The sequence below is a fragment of the Mycobacterium sp. P4_H6 genome, from assembly GCF_056400845.1.
Window position 1 is genome coordinate 41,968 of the sequence record NZ_JBFUKN010000019.1, and the last position, 18,135, is coordinate 60,102.

Here is an 18,135-nt window from a genome sequence, read left to right on the forward strand (position 1 = left end):
CCCGTAACGTGGACCGTGCGGTGGGGAAAGCGGGGGACCGAACGCGTACGACTCCGAGGACAACGATGACGGCGATCGATCCGATGACTGATATAGCCTCAGTGGGCTCCCGTGTCGATGCGGGCGGGGCCGCCGACGTGCTGAGCGGCGCTGAAACCGTCGTCATCGTGGCGCACGTCTATCCCGACGCGGACACCATCGGTGCCGGACTGGCCCTGGCGCAGGTGCTGGAGCAGGCGGGCAAGAGCGTGGCGGTCAGCTTCGCCACACCCGACGAACTGCCCGAGTCATTGCGCACGCTGCCCGGCGGGCACCTGCTGGTCGCCCCGGAACTCCTGCGCCGCGACGCCGATCTGGTCGTCACCGTGGACATCCCGACCCTCAATCGGCTCGGCAGTCTGWGTGAACTGGCCGAGGAAGCCCGCGAGCTGCTGGTGATCGATCACCACGCCTCCAACACCCTGTTCGGCACCGCCAATTTCGTGGATCCCAAAGCAGATTCGACGACCATGCTGGTGGCCGATCTGCTCGACGCGTGGGACAAGCCGATCGACGGTGCCGTCGCGCACTGCCTGTATGCCGGGCTGACCACCGATACCGGTTCCTTCCGGTGGGCCAGCGCGCGGGCCCATCGGCTGGCATCACGGTTGCTCGACATCGGCGTGGACAACGCCGGTATCAGCCGGACCCTGATGGACACCCACCCGTTCGCGTGGCTGCCGATGCTGTCCCGGGTGCTGGGCTCGGCCCGGCTGCTGGAGGAGGCGGCCGACGGACGCGGCCTGGTCTATGCGGTTGTGGCGCACGAGGAATGGGCGAAGGCGCGGCCGGAGGAAGTGGAGAGCATCGTCGACATCGTGCGGACCACGGCCCAGGCCGAGGTTGCGGCGGTCTTCAAGGAGATCGAGCCGCAGCACTGGTCGGTGTCGATGCGTTCGAAGTCACTGGACATCGCGGCGGTGGCCGGCCGGTTCGGGGGTGGCGGGCACCGCAAGGCGGCCGGCTACTCGGCCACCGGTTCCGCCGATGAGGTGGTTGCCGCCCTGCAGGGTGCACTTGGCTGACGAACCTGTCACCGCCCGGCGGATCGCGGGTCTGGCGCTGCCCGCTCTGGGAGTGCTTGCCGCCGAACCCGTCTATCTGCTGTTCGACCTGGCGGTCGTGGGGCGCCTCGGTGCGCTGAGCCTGGCCGGCCTGGCGATCGGCGGGCTGGTGCTGGCGCTGGTCAGCTCGCAACTGACGTTCCTGTCCTATGGCACCACGGCCCGTTCGGCGCGGTTCTTCGGCTCCGGTGACCGGCAGGCGGCGGTCGGCGAGGGGGTGCAGGCCACCTGGCTGGCGCTGGGTCTCGGACTGATCGTGGTGGTCGCCGTCCAGGCATTGGCCGTCCCGATTCTGGACGTGATCTCCGGTGGCGGCGAGATCGCCGACGCGGCGCTGCCCTGGCTGCGGGTCGCCATCCTCGGCGCCCCGGCGATCATGATCTCGATGTCGGGGAACGGCTGGATGCGCGGGGTGCAGGACACCATCCGCCCGCTGCGCTATGTCCTTGTCGGCTTTGGCGTTTCGGCGGTGCTGTGTCCTTCGCTGGTGTTCGGTTGGCTGGGGCTGCCGCAGCTGGGGCTGACCGGGTCGGCGGTGGCCAATGTCGTCGGGCAGTGGATCGCCGCGGTGCTGTTCTGCCGGGCCCTGTTCGCCGAGCGGGTGGGGCTGCGGGTGCAGCCCGCGGTGCTGCGCGCCCAGATGGTGATGGGCCGCGACCTGGCGCTGCGCACGCTGGCGTTCCAGGCCTGTTTCGTATCCGCCGGCGCGGTGGCCGCGCGGTTCGGTGCGGCGGCGGTGGCTGCCCACCAGGTGGTTCTCCAGCTGTGGAATTTCCTTGCCCTGGTGCTGGATTCACTGGCCATCGCCGCGCAGTCCCTCGTCGGCGCCGCACTCGGCGCGGGCCAGTTCGCCCACGCCAAGTCGGTGGCCTGGCGGGTCACCATCTTCTCCACCGCCGCGGCGGCGGTGTTCGCGCTGGTGTTCGCCGCCGGTTCCGCGGTGCTGCCGGGACTGTTCACCACCGATCGGGCGGTACTCGACGAGATCGCGGTGCCCTGGTGGTTCCTGGTAGGCCAGCTCACCGTCGCCGGCATCGTCTTCGCCCTCGACGGGGTGCTGCTCGGTGCCGGTGACGCCAAGTTCATGCGCAACGCGACCCTGCTGAGCGCCCTGCTCGGGTTCCTGCCGCTGATCTGGCTGTCCCTCGGGTACGGCTGGGGGCTGGTCGGCATCTGGTCCGGCCTGTCCCTGTTCATGGTGCTGCGCCTGGTGTTCGTCGGCTGGCGCACCTTCTCGGGTCGCTGGCTGGTGGCCGGTACCGGTTAAGCCCCCAGGGTGCGCTGGATCTCGCCCTTCATGGCGTTGAGCTGTCCGCCCCAGTAGCCCCAGCCGTGGGTGCCGTTGGGCGGGAACTCGAAGGTGCCGTTGGTGCCGCCGGCGTTCTGGTACTGACGGGCGAAATTGCGGTTGCTGTCCAGGGTGATGGTCTCGAGCACCTGCCCGGCGATGTCGCCGCCGCCGCCCAGCTCACCCGGGCGCCCGGTGCCGCAGTACACCCAGATGCGGGTGCCGTTGGCGACGAGCTTGCCGACGTTGACGGTCGGATCGTTGCGCCGCCAGGCCGGTCCGCCACCGAGTCCCCACATGGCGACCGAGTTGAAGCCGCCCGCGTCGCCCATGGCGAAGGTGACCAGCAGCGGCCACAGGCCCTGAGAGAGGTTGAGGTAGCCCGAAAGCGATGCCGCGTAGCTGAATTGGCCGGGATGGTAGGCGGCCAGCGTCAGCGCGGCGCTGCCCGACATGGACAGCCCGACCACGGCGTTCCCGCTGGGGGAGATGCCCTTGTTGGCGGCCAGGTAGCCGGGCAACTCGGAGGTGAGGAACGTCTCCCACTGATAGTTCTGGGTGGTGCCGTTGCCGACGGCTGGTCCCTGCCAGTTGGTGTAGAAACTGGACATGCCACCGACCGGCATGACGACCGAGACACCGGACTCGAAGAAGGTCTCGAAGGCGGCGGTCTCGATGTCCCAGCCGCTGTTGTCATCGCGGGCCCGGAGCCCGTCGAGCAGGTAGACCGCGCGTGGCCCGCCGCCCTGGAAGCGCACCGGGATATCGCGGCCCATTGCCGCCGAGGGCACCATCAGCGTCTCCACCGGCAGACCGGGACGGGAGAACGCCGCCGCGGTCGCAGACTGGCCGGCGACCGCGATCAGACCTGGCAGCAGGATCGCGGCCAGCAGGCCGGCCAGCAGCCGGCGGGGCAGGTTGTGCAAGGGTTTCATGGGTGCAGTCCTGTCTGAGCGAGCCCCCCGACCCACCGAATACGTCGTGTGGTGACCACTTTTCGTTACGGCGATGAGTTCACTGTCGGCGAACAGTCAGTACTGACATGCGCTCCTTGATCATCACGCAGAACATGACCATCGACGGCTCGGTCGAGATGCTGGTGGACTGGTTCGATCCGCAGTCGCAGGACGATGAACTGCTCGCCGAGATGAGACGCCAGGATTCGACCGCCGATGCGCTGCTGCTGGGCCGCAAGACCTTCGAGGACTTCCGGAGCTACTGGCCGGCGCAGACCGACGACACCACCGGTGTGACCGACTACCTGAACACCGTCGACAAGTATGTGGTGTCGGCCACGCTGTCCGAGCCGGGCTGGCAGAACTCCACGATCCTGGCCGGCGACCCGGTGGACCACGTACGCAAGCTGGTGGCAGGCCGGGGTGGTGACATCGTGGTCACCGGGAGCATCACCCTGTGCCAGGCCCTGATCGCCGCCGATGTCGTCGACGAGTACCGGCTGTTCCTGTACCCGTGCGTCCAGGGTGCCGGCCGACGGCTGTTCCCGGACGGCACAATGCTGTCGGGGTTCTCGCCGTCGGCCGCACCGCGCAGCTTTCCCGGCGGCGTGACCCTGGTGCGCTGGTCCCGCATCCGCTGATAGAGCGGGTCAGTCCGCGGTGCCGGAGCTGCCCAGCAGGTCGCGGACCCGGTTGGCCACCTTGATGAACTCCGGGCGTTCCATCGTCTCGGCGTACTCGCGCTCGGCGGGCAGGTCGACATCGAGGGTCTCGACGATGCGGCCCGGGCGGGGGCTCATGACGACGACCCGGTTGGCCAGGTACACCGCCTCGGCCACCGAGTGGGTCACCAGCACGACGGTGGTTCCGGTCTCACGCCAGATGCGGTGCAACTCGACGTTCATCTTCTCCCGGGTGAGCGCGTCGAGCGCACCGAACGGTTCGTCCATCAGCAACACACCGGGCTCGTGCAACAGCGCGCGGCACAGCGAAACACGTTGCTGCATACCACCGGACAGCTCGTGCGGCAGGGCGTTCTCGAATCCGGTGAGCCCGGTCATCTCGATCAGGTAGTCGCAGCGGGCCTGGGCGGCCTTGCGGGGCATGCCGCGCATCTCGGCCTGCAGCAGGATGTTGCGGCGCACCGAGCGCCACTCCAGCAGGGCGGCCCGCTGGAAGACGTAGCCGATCTCGCGCTGCGGGCCGCGCACCGCCTTGCCGCGGAGCCGGACATCGCCGGAGGTGGCGTCGGTCAGACCGGCCACCACCTTGAGCAGTGTCGATTTGCCGCAGCCGGAGGGCCCTGCGATGGAGACGAATTCACCGTCGGTGACCCGCAGGCTGACGTTGTCGACGGCGGTCACGGTGGACCGTTTCGACGAGAAGGTCACGGTGAGGTTGTCGATGGTGATGGCGTCGGAGGTCACGGTGGTCCTCGGTGCGGTGATGGTTGCGGAGGTCATGGTGGGTTTCCCTATTCTCCGGCCGCGGGAACGAACGAGGAGGCCCAGTAGTCGGCCGGGGCCTTGTTGGACGTGAGCAGGCCCGCCTCGTTCAGCGTGGCGATGGTCGAGGTCCAGTCCTCATCGGCGTTGGTGCCGGGGGCCTTACCGGTGGTGGCCGGCGTGGTCAGCAGCGGAATGGTCTCCTGCCACTGCTGCAGCAGGACGTGCTCGGGCGGGGTCTGCGGATCCACGCCGACCATGGCCTTCGCCGCGGCCTCGGGGTCTTCCTTGGCCGCCGCATAGGAAGCGCTGACGGCGTCGAGCATGGACTGGACCAGTTCGGGCTTGTCGCTGATCGTCGAATTGTGGGTGATCAGACCGTTGCTGAAGAAGTTCAGGCCGGCATCGGAGTAGCGGAAGTAGCGCATCTCCCGTCCGCTCTTGTTGGCGATCGTCGGGCCCTGGTCGTGGGCGAAGCCGATCAGCCCGTCCACCCGGCCGGCCATCAGCGCGGCCATCTTGCCCGCGGAGTCCAGGTTCTGCTCCTTGACATCGCCGGGCGCCAGGCCGACGTCGGCGAGGAACATCGGGAAGGTGGTGGTGGGGGCGTCGCCGGCGGAGACGGCGATGGTGCGCCCGGCCAGGTCGGCCGGTTCCTCGATGCCGGAGTCGGCGAAGACCTGCACCGCCGAGGGGGTGGTCTGCAGGAACACCCCGACACTCTTGATGTCGACGCCCTGGTCGATATTGCTCAGCACCGCGGCGGTGTCGGACCAGCCGAAGTCGACCTGCTTGCCGCCGACCGCCTGGGCGGTGCGGGTGGAGCCCTGCCCGGGATCGATGGTCAGGTCGATACCGTGCTCGGCGAAGATGCCCTCCTGCACGCCGTAGTAGAGCGGGGCGTGCTCACCGTAGGGATACCAGTTGAGCATCAGCGTGACCGGTGTCGTGCCTTCGGCGCCCTCGGCGGCCGAGTTGTTCTCGCCTGCACCTCCGCCGCCACAGGCGGCCAGGGTGAGCATGGCGGTGGTCGCGGCGACCGCGGTGGTGACGCGACGGCTGAATGAAAACATGTGTGTCTCCTGATCGGGTTTCGGAAGGGTCAGACCGCGGTGGAGGCGGAGTTGGAGGTCCGGCGTGAGGCGTGCCAGGGGATGAGGAGCTTCTCGGCGATCTCGATGATCGCGAACAACACGATCCCGAGCAGCGACATGATGATCAGCGCGGCGAAAAGCATTGCGGTGTCCAGGCTTCCGTTGGCCTGCAGAATGACGTAGCCGAGACCTTCGTTGGCGCCCACGAATTCGCCGACCACCGCACCGGTGACGGCCAGGGTGGCGGCCACCTTGAGCCCGGACATCAGCTGCGGCAGCGAGGCGGGGAAGCGGACCTTCATGAAGGTCCGGAACTTGCTGGCACCCATGGTCGAGGTGAGTTCCAGGATCTCCGGGTCCACCGAACGCAGGCCGGCCAGCCCGGAGATGACGATGGGGAAGAAGGCCATCAGCACGGCGACCAGGATCTTGGGGGAGGGGCCGAAACCGAGCCACACGATGAACAGTGGTGCGATGGCGATCTTCGGAATCACCTGGGCGAACAGGATGAGCGGGTAGACGGTCTTCTCGAAGCTCGACGAGTAGATCATCATCACCGCGAAGAAGATGCCGACCACGGTGGCGATGACGAAGCCGATCACCGTCTCCCAGGTGGTCACCCAGGTGTTCTGGGCGAGGTAGGCGGCGTTCTGCTGCGCCGCCGCCCAGGTGTCTCCGGGGGACGGCAGGATGTAGGGCGCGACGAGTTCGGCCTCAGTGGCGGCCCACCAGCCGGCCAGGAGCGCGACGACCAGCACGACGGGTCGCCACAGGTTGGCCGCGGTGCGGCGCGGGGAGAAGGACCAACGTGCTCGTGGGGGTGCCGGCCGGGAGGCCGGGCCGGAGTCCGGTGACTGGACGCGGGCCGATGCGGTGACCGCCATGGATTGTCCTCAAGGTCGCAGTGGAACGGGTCTGGTTTCCACCCGTTGGGAATGCGCTTTCCGAAGCGAATCCGACACTAACGTGACCTGGCGCACACTGTCAACCAAGAGGTGACCCGCGCCTGAAGATCTACTCAGCCAAGGCGCGTGCTGTCCCGCAGCACGATCCGCCCCGGGATCCGTTCCCGCAGGTCATCGGCATCGGTGTCGATACGCAACGCCAATTCGACTGCGCGCGCGCCGATCTCCTCCAGTGGCAGCGCGACCGTGGTCAGGCTGGGGGTGTGGTCGCGCAGTGTCGGAATGTCGTCGAAACCGGCGATACACACGTCGCGCGGCACGCTGAGGCCCAGCTCGCGCCAGGCGGCGATGGCCCCGATGGCCATCACGTCGGTGACCGCGAACACGCAGACCGGTTCGCGGGTGCCGCCGGGGCTGAGATCGAGCGCGGCGGCGAGCCGGCGGGCGGCGGAATGGCCCCCGTCGCGGGTGAAGTCTCCGGACACCTCCACCAGCGTGGTCAGCCCGTGTCTGCCCAGCGCCTCGGTGAAACCGTTGCGGCGGTCAACCGAGGTCCGGATGTTTCCGGGCCCGCCGATCACGGCGAACTGCCGGTGCCCGGCGGCCACCAGTGCATCGGCCAATTCGCTTGAGGCAAAGTGATTTTCCGGCTCGACGGCGCCGCCGAAGGCCAGTGGCTGCCCGATCACGACCACCCGCCCGCCGTTGGCGCGGTAGTGGCCGAACTCGGCTTCGAGTTCGCGGTCCAGGTCGCCGCTCTGCCGGGAGCCCGCGAGCACGATGGCGTCGGCGCGGTGGGCGATGAAGGTGCTGACGGATTCCCGCTCGATGTCGAAGTCGCGGTCGGTGCCGGCCAGCAGCACCTGCTTGCGGGCGGCGCGGGCGGCGGACTGCACACCGCGCGCGATCGAGGAGAAGTACGGGTCGGCGATATCGTGCACGATCAGGCCGAGTAATCCGGTGGAGGCCCGCGCCAACGCCTGTGCCTGCGCGTTCGGCACATAGCCGAGCTCACGCGCCGCGGTGCGCACCCGATCGGCAACCCCCTCGCCGGGAACCCGATTCGAGCCGTTGAGCACGCGTGATGCGGTGGCCTGGGAGACCCCGGCCCGCGTTGCCACGTCCAGCAGAGTGACCGCCGCCATGCCCGCTCCCGCCCTTGTCGCCGAACCCCGGGGTTGACCGGAGCGCTCGCACAGCTTACCTTGGAAAGCGCATTCCGAAGTGCTGACGGCGCCGCCGACTCCGTGACGAGTTCGGTGGGGGCGCCGGATCCCCTGTTCGCAACGTCCCGATAAGACGCCGTCTTCATCAGACAAGGAATTCGCACATGCCTGCATCTCCCGAAACGCCTCGCCGCACGCTGCGCATCGCCATGAACGGCGTGACCGGCCGGATGGGCTACCGCCAGCACCTGCTGCGCTCCATCCTCCCGTTGCGCGAGACCGGCCTGCTGCTCGAAGACGGCACCCGTGTCGACGTGGAGCCGATCCTCGTCGGGCGCAACGCCGAGAAGATCGCCGACCTCGCCGCCGAGCACGGCATCGACGCCTGGACCACCGACACCGCCTCCGTGATCGCCGACCCGACCGTCGACGTGTACTTCGACGCGCAGGTCACCTCGCGGCGGATGGAGGCGCTCTCCGGCGCCATCAAGGCCGGCAAGCACGTCTACACGGAGAAACCGACGGCCGAAACGCTCACCGAGGCAATCGAACTCGCTCGTATGGCGGAGAACGCCGGGGTGGTGGCCGGGGTGGTACACGACAAGCTGTACCTGCCGGGTCTGGTCAAACTGCGCAGACTCATCGACGAAGGCTTCTTCGGGCGCATCCTGTCGATGCGCGGCGAGTTCGGCTACTGGGTGTTCGAGGGCGACGGCCAGCCCGCCCAGCGGCCCAGCTGGAACTACCGCGCCGAGGACGGCGGCGGTATCACCGTCGACATGTTCTGCCACTGGAACTACGTGATGGAGGGCCTGCTCGGCACCGTGCAGTCGGTGACCGCGCGCACCGCCACCCACATCCCGACCCGCTGGGACGAGCAGGGCAACGCCTACAAGGCGACCGCCGACGACGCCGCCTACGGCATCTTCGAGATCGAAGGCGGCGTCATCGCCCAGATCAACTCATCCTGGGCGGTCCGGGTACACCGCGACGAACTCGTCGAGTTCCAGATCGACGGCACGCACGGCTCGGCGGTCGCCGGGTTGCGCGGCTGCGTGGCACAGCAACGTGCCCACACCCCGAAACCGGTGTGGAATCCCGACCTTCCGGTCACCGAGAAATTCCGCGACCAGTGGCTCGACGTCCCGGCCAACGCCGACCTCGACAACGGCTTCAAATTGCAGTGGGAGGAATACCTGCGCGATGTCGTCGCAGGACGGTCCCACCGTTTCGGCCTGCTGTCCGCCGCCCGCGGTGTGCAATTGGCCGAACTCGGCCTGCGCAGCTCCGTCGAAGGACGCCGCCTGGATGTCCCGGAGATCGTGCTGTGACCGCCACGATCCGAGCCGACGACACCGCGYTGCGGCTGCCGATCGACGGTGCGCTGCGTACCCACGTCCTGGGTGAGCCCGGTCCGTGGCGGCGGCCCGGCGGTCCGATCACCTCCCGGATCGCTTACGCGGCAGCCCATGTCGTTCCCAAGGCCACCGCCGACAGCAGCCCCGGCGCGCCCGCCGACCTGGACTGGGACATCACCATGGCCTACCGCCACGAGCTGTGGTCCTACGGACTGGGCGTGGCCGACGCGATGGACACCGCGCAACGCGGGATGGGACTGGACTGGGCCGCCACCCGCGAGCTGATCGCGCGCAGCGGCCGGGAAGCCGCCGCGGTGGGCGGACGGCTCTCCTGCGGCGCCGGTACCGACCAGCTGGTCATTGCCGACCTCCCGGCCGGGGCGGCGGGGCTGGCCGCCATCACCGATGCCTACCGGGCGCAGATCGAGGTGGTGCGCGACGCGGGTGCCCAGGTGATCCTGATGGCCTCCCGGGCCCTGGCCACGGTTGCCGAGTCGCCAGCGGACTATCTGTCGGTGTACGGCACGCTGCTCGCCGAGGTGGACCGACCGGTGATCCTGCACTGGCTGGGGGACATGTTCGACCCGGCGCTGCGCGGCTACTGGGGCAGTGCCGATATCGACTCGGCGACAGCAACCTTCCGCGAGCTCATCGAAACCCACGCCGACAAGGTCGACGGCGTCAAGGTGTCGCTGCTGGACGCCGGACACGAGGTGGCGTTGCGCTGCGCGCTGCCCGCCGGGGTCCGGCTCTACACCGGAGACGATTTCAACTATCCCGAGCTGATCATCGGTGACCAGGCCGGGCATTCGGATGCCCTGCTGGGCATCTTCGCCGCCATCTACCCCGCGGCCTCGACCGCCCTGCAGGAACTCGATGCAGGTGACAGTGCGCGGGCGCACAAGATCCTGGCGTCCACCCAGGAACTGGGCAGGCACATCTTCGCCGCGCCGACCTATTACTACAAGACCGGGATCGCCTTCCTGTCCTGGCTCAACGGTCACCAGCCCGGGTTCTCGATGGTCAACGGACTGGCGTCCGGCCGGTCGGTGGGGCACCTGTGCCGGCTCTTCGTGCTCGCCGACCGTGCCGGCCTGCTCGCCGATCCCGCGCTGGCCGCCGCGCGGATGCGCACCTATCTCGCACTGAACGGAGTCCACGGATGAGCACAACCTTCGCGCGGTTGTCACTGAACACCATGACGACGAAGTCCTGGAATCTGCGCCAGGCGGTCGAGGCGACCGCGGCGGCCGGCCTGCCCGCGATCGGGTTGTGGCGCGACAGGGTCGCCGAGGCCGGTGTGGACGAAGCGGCGAAGCTGGTACGTGACAACGGTCTTCGGGTGTCCAGCCTGTGCCGCGGCGGGTTCCTCACCGGAGTCGGGGACGGTGAGGCCGCACTCGCGGACAATCGCCGGGCCATCGATGAAGCCGCCACCCTGGGCGCACCGGAGCTGATCATGGTCGCCGGCGGCATCCCCGATCGCGATCTGCCCGGTGCGCGCGCCCGGTTGGCCGACCGGTTGGCCGCATTGGTTCCGTACGCCGCCGAGCGCGACGTGCGACTGGCGCTGGAGCCCCTGCATCCGGTGTTCTGCGCCGACCGTGCGGTGATCTCGACGCTGGGTCAGGCGCTGGCACTGGCCGCACCGCACCCGGCCACCGCGGTAGGGGTGGTTGTGGACACCTTCCACGTCTGGTGGGATCCGGATCTGGCGACGGGGATCGCGGCCGCCGGCGCGCAGGGCCGCATCAGTTCCTTCCAGATCTGCGACTGGCTGGTCCCGATGGCCGCCGACCCGCTGGTATCCCGCGGGATGATGGGCGACGGCGTCATCGACTTCGGCGCTGTCGCCGCATTGGTGACCGCCGCCGGGTACGACGGCGATATCGAGGTGGAGATCTTCAACGAGGAGGTCTGGGCGACCGACGGTCACACCGTGCTGGACACCATGAAGAACAGGTACCGCGACCTGGTGCTGCCCGGGCTGTGAAGGTCCTGATCGCCCCGGACTCGTTCAAGGGGACCGCCTCGGCCACCGAGGTGGCCGAGGCGCTCGCCCAGGGTTGGTCGGGGGTGTACCCCCATGATCACGTCATCGCACTGCCACAGGCCGATGGCGGCGAGGGCACGCTGGAAGCGGTTGCGGCGTCGGGGGTTTGGCGGTGGCACCAGAGCGAGGTCGACGGCCCGGACGGCCGGCCGGTGTCCGCACGCTGGCTTCTCGACCACGACGGGCAACGCGCCGTCATCGAGCTTGCCGAACCCTCCGGGATCGCGTTGCTGGACCGGCTGGAACCCTGGCGGGCCGACACCCACGGACTGGGCCGGCTCATCGGCACCGCGCTGGCCGCCGGTGTCCGGTCGGTGCAGATCGGGCTGGGCGGCTCGGCCAGTACCGACGGCGGTGCCGGCGCCCTGACGGCGCTGGGTCTCAAGGCCTTCGATGCGTCGGGCCGACCGATCGACCGTGGGGCGCACGGACTTCGCACCGTCGCATACGTCGACACCGACGGCCTGGCCCCGCTGCCCCCGGACGGTGTCGAGTTGCTGGTCGACACCGCGGCCCCGCTGCGTGGCCCACAGGGTGCCGCGGCGGTGTTCGGGCCGCAGAAGGGTGCGACACCGGCCGACGTCGAGCAGCTCGATGACGGGCTCATCCGGTGGGCCCGGATCCTGAATGCCGCAGGCCTGGAAGCCGACCCGGGCACCCCCGGCGCCGGCGCGGCCGGTGGTGCGGGCTTCGGCCTGATGGCCTGGGGTGCCGCGGCGACATCCGGTGCACAGCGCATCGCGGAACTCACCGGCCTGGAGGCCCAACTCGCGACGGCCGACCTGGTGCTCACCGGGGAGGGACGTTTCGACGGCACTTCATGGACCGGCAAGCTCGTCGGCCACGTACTTGACGCGGCCGCCCGCCACGAGGTGCCCGCCGTGGTGGTGGCCGGGCAGGTCGCGGCGCGATGCGAAGTGCCGACGGTGTCCCTCACCGATATCGCGGGGTCGCCGGGGGCCGCGATGACCGACCCGCTGCACTGGCTGCGCGCAGCGGGTTCGGTGGCGGCGCGACGATTCGCCGGGACGATTCAGTAGCCCGACCCGGCCTCGCCACCGGCCGACGACAACAGCGCCCGAGACCCGGACACACCGAGCCGGGTAGCACCGGCGGCGATCATCGCGCGTGCCTGCTCGAGCGTGCGCACCCCGCCCGAGGCCTTCACGGCCAGTCCCGCATCGGCGACCGTGCGGTGCATCAGTTCCACGGCGTGCACGGTGGCACCGCCGGAGGGATGGAAGCCGGTCGAGGTCTTGACGAAATCGGCACCCGCGGCGACCGCTGCCCGGCAGACACCCACGATCTCGTCGTCGGTCAGGGCGGCCGATTCGATGATCACCTTGAGCACCACCGGAGCGGGTGCGGCCGCGCGCACCGCGGCGATATCGGATTGCACCAGGTCGAAAGCACCGGCCTTGGCGGCGCCGATGTCGATGACCATGTCGATCTCGTCGGCGCCGTTGGCCAGCGCCTCGGCCGCCTCGGCGGCCTTTACCGCCGAGGTGTGCTTCCCGCTCGGGAAGCCGCACACCACCGCGACTTTCAGGGTGTCGGGCACGGTGATCGGCAGCATGGACGGCGAGACACACACCGAGTAGGTGCCGAGCTCGGCGGCCTCGGCCACCACGGCGGCGACATCGGCGGCGGTGGCCTCGGGCTTGAGCAGGGTGTGGTCGATCATCGCGGCCACGTCGGCGGCGGTGTCGGTGGGCGTGCTCATGAATTCCTCTGTTCTGTCGTACGTGGATGAAAGGGAGTGTCAGGCGGCGCTCTTGGACTGCCTGTCGATCAGGTAGTTCATGATGAGCGCGGCGATCAGGATCAGACCGGTCACCAGCATCTGGAAGAACGAGCTCAGCCCGAGCAGGTTGAACAGGTTGCGCAACACCGACAGCAGTAGGACGGCGATGAACGTGCCGAGCACACCGCCCTTTCCGCCGAACAGACTGGTCCCGCCGAGCACCACCGCGGCGATCGCGTCGAGTTCCAGCCCGGTGTTCGCGGTCGGCTGACCGATGGTAAGCCGTGCGGTCAGCAACACGCCGGTGAGGGCCGCCAGCCCGCCGCAGATGACATAGGCCGCGGTGGTGATGCGCTGCACCGGCAGGCCGGACAGGCGCGCGGCCTGCGCGTTGCTGCCCACCGCGTAGATGTGTTCACCGAAGGTGGTGCGGCGCAGCACGAATCCGACGATGAGTGCCGTCGCGACGAAGATGACGCCGACCACCGGGATGCCGGCGATGGAGCCCGCGCCCAGGAACCGCAGGCCCATCGGGATTTCGGCGGTCGTGGGCGTGCCGTTGGTGGTCAGGTAGGTCATGCCCCGGATGCTCTGCATCCCGGCCAGGGTCACCATGAAAGCCGGCAGCACCAGATACGCGCTGAGACCGCCCATCACGCCGCCGAGCACCAGACCCGATCCGATCGCCAGGGCCATGGCCACCGGCCAGGGCAGTCCGATGCCGATGAAGATCGCCACCAGCATCCCGGACAGTGCCGCGACGCTGCCCACCGACAGGTCGATGCCCGATGTCAGGATCACCACGGTCATACCGATCGCGACGATGCCGGTGAGACTGGACTGCTGCAGCAGGTTGGCCATGTTCTGGGTGGTGAGGAACTGCGGTGCGGACACCGAGGCCACCACGAACAGTGCGATGAAGATGAACAGCAGGTTGAAGCGCATGATGATGCCGCGCCGCTGGCTCTTCGGTGTGACGGCCGCCGGTTCAGGGGTGGCGGCGCGGTCGATCAGATCAGTCATTGGCGTACTTCGTTCTTCCGGTGACGATGCAGCGGGCGATATCCGCTGAGGGGGTGGTCAGGGGCTCGTACTGGGCAATGTTGAGTCCCTCGTGCAGAACCCAGATCCGATTGCAGTTCTCGGTGAGTTCACTCAGTTCGCTCGATGCCATCAGCACACCGACGCCCGCATCGGCGAGCGCATGGACCTGTTCGAAGAGGTCGGCCTTGGCGCCGATGTCCAGACCGCGGGTGGGCTCGTCCAGCAGCAGCAGGTCGATCCCGCGCGCCATCCACTTGGCGAGCACCACCTTCTGCTGGTTGCCGCCGGAGAGCTGGCCCACGGGCTGGTCGACGCTGGCGAATTTGACCCCCAGCCGGGTCAGCGGAGGGTGGCACACCTCGCGGGCCCGGGCCATCGGGTTGATCCGGAACGGTTTGAGCGCCGCGATCGCGGCATTGCGCAGAATGGACTGCTCCAGGAACAGGCCCTGCCGTTTGCGGTCCTCGGGCACCAGTCCGATACCGAGCCCGACGGCGGTCCGTGGCGTCAGTGACACGATCTGCTGATCGCCCAGCGTCATGTCGAGTTCGGCCTTACGGTCACCGAAGATGGTGGCCAGCAAGGTGGATCGGCCGGCTCCGCCCAGGCCGGCGAGACCCACGATCTCACCGCGACCCACGGTGATGTCGCGGATGTCGATCACGCCGGGGATGCTGGCCCGACGCACGTGCAAGAGCGGGCCGGACCCGGGGCTGTGCCGCCGGGGCGGACGAACCTGCACGGCGCGRCCGATCATCGACTCGACGAGTTCCTCCTTGGTCACCGAGGCGATGTCGAACACACCCACCGTGGCGCCGTCACGCATGACGGTGGCCCGGTCACCGATCTCCTTCACCTCGTCGAGCCGGTGTGAGATGTAGATGACCGACTTTCCGGCCGCGGTGAGTTCGCGGATGACCCGGAACACCGCCGCCAGATCGTGATCGGTGAGGGTGGCGCTGGGCTCGTCCATCACCACGATGCGGGCATCGGTGGTGAGTGCCTTGGCGATCGCGGTGAGCTGCTGATCCGATACCGACAGTTCGCCGACGACGGCGGTCGGGGAGAAGATGCCGCCGACCCGCGCGATCGCCTCGGCGGCACGCTCGTCGCGTTCCCTGCGGTTGACCAACGGGCCCCGACGCGGTTCGTGGCCGAGGAACAGGTTCTGCGCGACCGTCAGGTCGGGCACCAGGTCCAGCTCCTGGTAGATGGTGTTGATCCCGGCGCGCACCCCGTCGATCGGCGAGGTGAACGTCATGGGCTTCCCGCCCAGGGTGATGGTCCCGGAATCGGCTGTGTAGGAACCGGAAAGGATCTTCATCATGGTGCTCTTGCCTGCGCCGTTCTCGCCGAGCAGGCAGTGCACCTCACCCTGGGAGACCTGCAGGCTCGCGCCGTCACAGGCCTTGGTGCCGGGAAAGGCCTTGACGATATCGGTCATCGTCAGCATGTCATGCCTCCAATGCCTCGGCGGTGCTGTGCTCCAGCACTGCGTTCACGGTGGGTTCGTCGGTGATCAGCACGGTGCACAACCCGCTGCGCAGCGCCGCGCGCACCACCGCAACCTTGTTCGGGCCTGCCGCGACGGCGATGGCGCATTTGGCGTTTCTGACGTCATCGAGACCCAATCCCACTGTCCTGCTGTCGATATCCGGATGAGCGATCTCACCGTCGGCGGTGAGGTAGTGGGCCAGGATGTCCCCGCAGGCGCCTCGCGCCTCGAGCTCACGCAGTTCGGCGGGGGTCACCGCGCCGGACTCCACCAGCACCGAGGTCGGCCCCGGGGCGCCGAGTGAGAACAGCAGCGCGTCGGCCTGGCGGGCACCGGTGAGCACGTCACCGACAAAGCCCTCGGCGTAGAGCGCGTCGCGGGTCTCGATGCGTTCCACGATCGCCGGCACCGGGAGCAGTGTGGCGCGCCCGTTTCCGCTGTGCGCGATGCTGGTGGCGATGTTGGCCGCGGTGGTGGGGCGCACCGACCGGCTCACCCCGCCGTTGGCCTGGATGACCTCGATGCCGCTGGTCCATCCGGCCGGCAGTACGGCGGCGATGTGCTGCAACGTGTTTCCCCACGAGACGGCCAGCGTGGAGATGCCTGACGAGTTGGCCTGCAGATAGCCGGCGGCCGCCGCGGCGATGTGGGTGTCGGAGCCCGGCGACTCCGGTCCCGGGACCACGATGCATTCGCGTAGCCCGAACTCGCTGCGCATGGCGACCTCGAGCTGGGTGCGGCGGGCCTGCGGGTGCACGATCCTGATCTGCACGATGCCCACCTCGCGGGCCTCGTCGAGCAGCCTGCCCACCTTCCACCGGGTCAGGTGCAGTTCGCGGCCGATGTCCTCCTGGGTGCGGCCCTGCTCGTAGTAGTGCTGGGCCACGTGCAGCATGAGTTCGACGTGGCTCTTCTCGTGGGGTTGGGACATCAGCTCGGAACCCCCGTCGGAGCCGCGACCGGAACTCCGGCCAACCGGTCGGCACTGTCATGCATGAATGGCTGCAGAATCGCCGTCAGCCGTTGGTAGTCCTCGAAGGTGCTCTGATACAACGCGATCCGGTCCGGATCGGGTTCGATCAGCCGGACCTTCGGGGCGAAGAGCTGTGCGCCGTCGTGCAGCGAACCGGCGACGCCGGCCGCGGTGGCGGCAATGACCGCGCAAGCCCGAAGTGTCAGGTTCTCCCCGACGACGAGCTCGGCGGGCCGGCCGAGGACATCCACGGTGACCTGCTGCCACAGCGGGTTCCGCTCGATACCTCCGGAGAACACCAGTCGTTCACACGACACTCCGGACCGCTCGAAGGAGTCGATGACGCTGCGGGTACCGCAGGCCACCGCCTCGACCATGGCGCGATACAACTCGGCCCTGGTGGTGCCCAGCGACAACCCCACCACGGCGCCGCGCAGCCGTGCCTCCCGGTACGGGGTGCGGTTACCCATGAAGTAGTCCAGCGCGCGTAGGCCGTGCGCGGCCGGATCGACCAGGGCGGCCTCGTCGATGAGCGTCGACAGCTCGCCGCGGGGGACACCCATCACCGACTCGCCGGTCCACTTCAGCACCGAACCGCTGGTGACCTGCCCGCCCTCCACCAGCCACTTGTTCTGGCGCAACGCCCTCGGGTACGGGCCCCAGATCTCGTTCGTGCTGGTCGGCACGTCGATCTCGGCGGTGATCGCCGAGGAGGTGCCCGCGACCACGGAGACGAGCCCGTTCAGTTCACCTCCGCACGCCAGCAGGGAGACGTGCGCGTCGATACCGCCGACGGCGATGACCGGACGGGCGGTTATGCCGAGTTCGGTTGCGGCGGAGGCGGACAGCGTGCCCGCGACACCCCCGACCTCGACGATGCGGTCGGGCAGCTTGTCGGCCAGATCCTGCACTCCCAGCGCGGCATACAACTCGACGGGCAGCCGCCCGGCGATCGGGTCGTAGTTGTACTTGCAGACGGCGTTCATCTGGGAGCCGACCCACTGGCCGGTGAGCCGGAACGTCACATAGTCGACGGCCTCGACGATCCGTGCCGCGCGGTCGTAGTTGTCCGGGTCGTGCGCCCGCAGCCACATCGCCTTGGGCACCAGCCACTCCGCGGCATCCGAGCCGCCCGACCATTCCAGGATCGGGTGGTCCGGTGCGAGCTGTGCGGTGCGCTCGGACTCCGCGCCGCTGCGGCAGTCCATCCACAGGATGGCCGGGCGCAGCGGTTCACCGGCAGCGTCGAGCACCGCCACGGTGGACGCGGTCGTCGCGGCGGCGATGGCGACGACCTCGCCGGCACGCCTGCACTCGTCGGAGCTCAGCAATTGGCGGGTGGCCGCGGTGATGGCCGCCCACCAGTCCCGCGGATCCTGTTCGGCCCAACCCGGTCTGGGGAACCGTGTCTGGTAGGGGCGGTGGGCGGTGCCCAGCGCGCGGCCGTCCTCGGTGAAGGCCCCGACCCGCGCACCCTCGGTGCCGAGATCGATCGACAGCAGAATTCCCAT

17 protein-coding genes are annotated in these 18,135 nt (G+C 68.8%); 7 read left to right on the forward strand and 10 right to left on the reverse strand.

Annotation, left to right across the window (positions count from 1 at the left end; translation table 11 throughout):
- Positions 1 to 65: 65 nt before the first annotated feature.
- Both AC1DTF_RS10470 and AC1DTF_RS10475 read left to right on the forward strand, forming a co-directional pair.
- Entirely contained in the window at positions 66 to 1,064 is a 999-nt protein-coding gene (locus AC1DTF_RS10470; RefSeq protein WP_477474025.1) for a DHH family phosphoesterase, read from the forward strand.
- A complete protein-coding gene (locus AC1DTF_RS10475) occupies positions 1,027 to 2,370 on the forward strand; it encodes an MATE family efflux transporter (protein ID WP_477474026.1) in 1,344 nt (447 codons plus the stop codon). Before AC1DTF_RS10470 ends, AC1DTF_RS10475 begins: the two co-directional genes overlap by 38 nt.
- Here the strand turns inward: AC1DTF_RS10475 and AC1DTF_RS10480 are convergent.
- A complete protein-coding gene (locus AC1DTF_RS10480) occupies positions 2,367 to 3,326 on the reverse strand; it encodes an alpha/beta hydrolase (protein ID WP_057168684.1) in 960 nt (319 codons plus the stop codon). The two genes, AC1DTF_RS10475 and AC1DTF_RS10480, sit on opposite strands and share 4 nt — an antisense overlap.
- A 107-nt stretch (positions 3,327 to 3,433) precedes the next feature.
- Here AC1DTF_RS10480 and AC1DTF_RS10485 point away from each other — a divergent pair, with 107 nt between their 5' ends.
- On the forward strand, positions 3,434 to 3,988 hold the full coding sequence (locus AC1DTF_RS10485) for a dihydrofolate reductase family protein (RefSeq protein ID WP_477474027.1): 555 nt from the start codon (positions 3,434 to 3,436) through the stop codon (positions 3,986 to 3,988).
- Positions 3,989 to 3,997: 9 nt separating this feature from the next.
- Here AC1DTF_RS10485 and AC1DTF_RS10490 read toward each other — a convergent pair whose 3' ends face one another.
- The 4 genes from AC1DTF_RS10490 to AC1DTF_RS10505 all read right to left on the reverse strand — a co-directional run bounded on the left by AC1DTF_RS10490 (position 3,998) and on the right by AC1DTF_RS10505 (position 7,936).
- The gene (locus AC1DTF_RS10490; RefSeq protein WP_477474028.1) at positions 3,998 to 4,810 is read right to left on the reverse strand and encodes an ABC transporter ATP-binding protein; all 813 of its coding nucleotides are present in this window, start codon (positions 4,808 to 4,810) and stop codon (positions 3,998 to 4,000) included.
- A gap of 11 nt (positions 4,811 to 4,821) precedes the next feature.
- Positions 4,822 to 5,865, reverse strand: a complete 1,044-nt coding sequence (locus AC1DTF_RS10495; protein ID WP_477474029.1) for an ABC transporter substrate-binding protein — start codon at positions 5,863 to 5,865, stop codon at positions 4,822 to 4,824.
- Positions 5,866 to 5,894: 29 nt separating this feature from the next.
- On the reverse strand, positions 5,895 to 6,770 hold the full coding sequence (locus tag AC1DTF_RS10500) for an ABC transporter permease (RefSeq protein WP_057168688.1): 876 nt from the start codon (positions 6,768 to 6,770) through the stop codon (positions 5,895 to 5,897).
- Between the two features lie 134 nt (positions 6,771 to 6,904).
- A complete protein-coding gene (locus tag AC1DTF_RS10505) occupies positions 6,905 to 7,936 on the reverse strand; it encodes a LacI family DNA-binding transcriptional regulator (protein ID WP_477474030.1) in 1,032 nt (343 codons plus the stop codon).
- A 185-nt stretch (positions 7,937 to 8,121) separates the two neighbouring features.
- Here AC1DTF_RS10505 and AC1DTF_RS10510 point away from each other — a divergent pair, with 185 nt between their 5' ends.
- From AC1DTF_RS10510 to AC1DTF_RS10525, 4 genes are read left to right on the forward strand one after another with little or no spacing between them, the layout of a single operon-like run.
- Positions 8,122 to 9,288, forward strand: coding sequence for a Gfo/Idh/MocA family protein (locus AC1DTF_RS10510; RefSeq protein ID WP_057168690.1), 1,167 nt, complete (start codon positions 8,122 to 8,124; stop codon positions 9,286 to 9,288).
- Positions 9,285 to 10,481 carry a dihydrodipicolinate synthase family protein gene (locus tag AC1DTF_RS10515; RefSeq protein ID WP_477474031.1) on the forward strand — a complete coding sequence of 399 codons (1,197 nt, stop codon included), beginning with the start codon at positions 9,285 to 9,287 and terminating at the stop codon, positions 10,479 to 10,481. The genes AC1DTF_RS10510 and AC1DTF_RS10515 overlap by 4 nt, the downstream gene beginning before the upstream one ends.
- Positions 10,478 to 11,308 (forward strand): sugar phosphate isomerase/epimerase family protein, encoded by an 831-nt coding sequence (locus AC1DTF_RS10520; protein WP_477474032.1) that lies wholly within the window; start codon positions 10,478 to 10,480, stop codon positions 11,306 to 11,308. The genes AC1DTF_RS10515 and AC1DTF_RS10520 overlap by 4 nt, the downstream gene beginning before the upstream one ends.
- Positions 11,305 to 12,408, forward strand: coding sequence for a glycerate kinase (locus AC1DTF_RS10525; protein ID WP_477474033.1), 1,104 nt, complete (start codon positions 11,305 to 11,307; stop codon positions 12,406 to 12,408). The genes AC1DTF_RS10520 and AC1DTF_RS10525 overlap by 4 nt, the downstream gene beginning before the upstream one ends.
- Here the strand turns inward: AC1DTF_RS10525 and deoC are convergent.
- The 5 genes from deoC to AC1DTF_RS10550 are packed head-to-tail and all read right to left on the reverse strand — an operon-like array spanning position 12,402 to position 18,135.
- A complete protein-coding gene (gene deoC, locus AC1DTF_RS10530; protein WP_057168693.1) occupies positions 12,402 to 13,091 on the reverse strand; it encodes a deoxyribose-phosphate aldolase in 690 nt (229 codons plus the stop codon). The genes AC1DTF_RS10525 and deoC overlap by 7 nt on opposite strands.
- Positions 13,092 to 13,130: 39 nt before the next feature.
- Complete coding sequence (locus AC1DTF_RS10535) at positions 13,131 to 14,135, reverse strand: ABC transporter permease (RefSeq protein ID WP_477474034.1); 1,005 nt, start codon at positions 14,133 to 14,135, stop codon at positions 13,131 to 13,133.
- Positions 14,128 to 15,600, reverse strand: a complete 1,473-nt coding sequence (locus tag AC1DTF_RS10540) for a sugar ABC transporter ATP-binding protein (protein ID WP_235571329.1) — start codon at positions 15,598 to 15,600, stop codon at positions 14,128 to 14,130. Before AC1DTF_RS10540 ends, AC1DTF_RS10535 begins: the two co-directional genes overlap by 8 nt.
- Before the next feature lie 10 nt (positions 15,601 to 15,610).
- Positions 15,611 to 16,582, reverse strand: coding sequence for a sugar-binding transcriptional regulator (locus AC1DTF_RS10545; protein ID WP_057168696.1), 972 nt, complete (start codon positions 16,580 to 16,582; stop codon positions 15,611 to 15,613).
- Positions 16,582 to 18,135 carry an FGGY-family carbohydrate kinase gene (locus AC1DTF_RS10550; protein ID WP_477474035.1) on the reverse strand — a complete coding sequence of 518 codons (1,554 nt, stop codon included), beginning with the start codon at positions 18,133 to 18,135 and terminating at the stop codon, positions 16,582 to 16,584. The genes AC1DTF_RS10545 and AC1DTF_RS10550 overlap by 1 nt, the downstream gene beginning before the upstream one ends.

Coding starts and splice junctions, on each gene's coding strand:
- AC1DTF_RS10475 (WP_477474026.1), top strand. CDS start 1,027: ATGAGGTGGTTGCCGCCCTGCAGGGTGCACTTGGCTGACGAACCTGTC.
- AC1DTF_RS10480 (WP_057168684.1), bottom strand. CDS start 3,326: ATGAAACCCTTGCACAACCTGCCCCGCCGGCTGCTGGCCGGCCTGCTG.
- AC1DTF_RS10485 (WP_477474027.1), top strand. CDS start 3,434: ATGCGCTCCTTGATCATCACGCAGAACATGACCATCGACGGCTCGGTC.
- AC1DTF_RS10490 (WP_477474028.1), bottom strand. CDS start 4,810: ATGACCTCCGCAACCATCACCGCACCGAGGACCACCGTGACCTCCGAC.
- AC1DTF_RS10495 (WP_477474029.1), bottom strand. CDS start 5,865: ATGTTTTCATTCAGCCGTCGCGTCACCACCGCGGTCGCCGCGACCACC.
- AC1DTF_RS10500 (WP_057168688.1), bottom strand. CDS start 6,770: ATGGCGGTCACCGCATCGGCCCGCGTCCAGTCACCGGACTCCGGCCCG.
- AC1DTF_RS10505 (WP_477474030.1), bottom strand. CDS start 7,936: ATGGCGGCGGTCACTCTGCTGGACGTGGCAACGCGGGCCGGGGTCTCC.
- AC1DTF_RS10510 (WP_057168690.1), top strand. CDS start 8,122: ATGCCTGCATCTCCCGAAACGCCTCGCCGCACGCTGCGCATCGCCATG.
- AC1DTF_RS10520 (WP_477474032.1), top strand. CDS start 10,478: ATGAGCACAACCTTCGCGCGGTTGTCACTGAACACCATGACGACGAAG.
- deoC (WP_057168693.1), bottom strand. CDS start 13,091: ATGAGCACGCCCACCGACACCGCCGCCGACGTGGCCGCGATGATCGAC.
- AC1DTF_RS10535 (WP_477474034.1), bottom strand. CDS start 14,135: ATGACTGATCTGATCGACCGCGCCGCCACCCCTGAACCGGCGGCCGTC.
- AC1DTF_RS10545 (WP_057168696.1), bottom strand. CDS start 16,582: ATGTCCCAACCCCACGAGAAGAGCCACGTCGAACTCATGCTGCACGTG.
- AC1DTF_RS10550 (WP_477474035.1), bottom strand. CDS start 18,135: ATGGGAATTCTGCTGTCGATCGATCTCGGCACCGAGGGTGCGCGGGTC.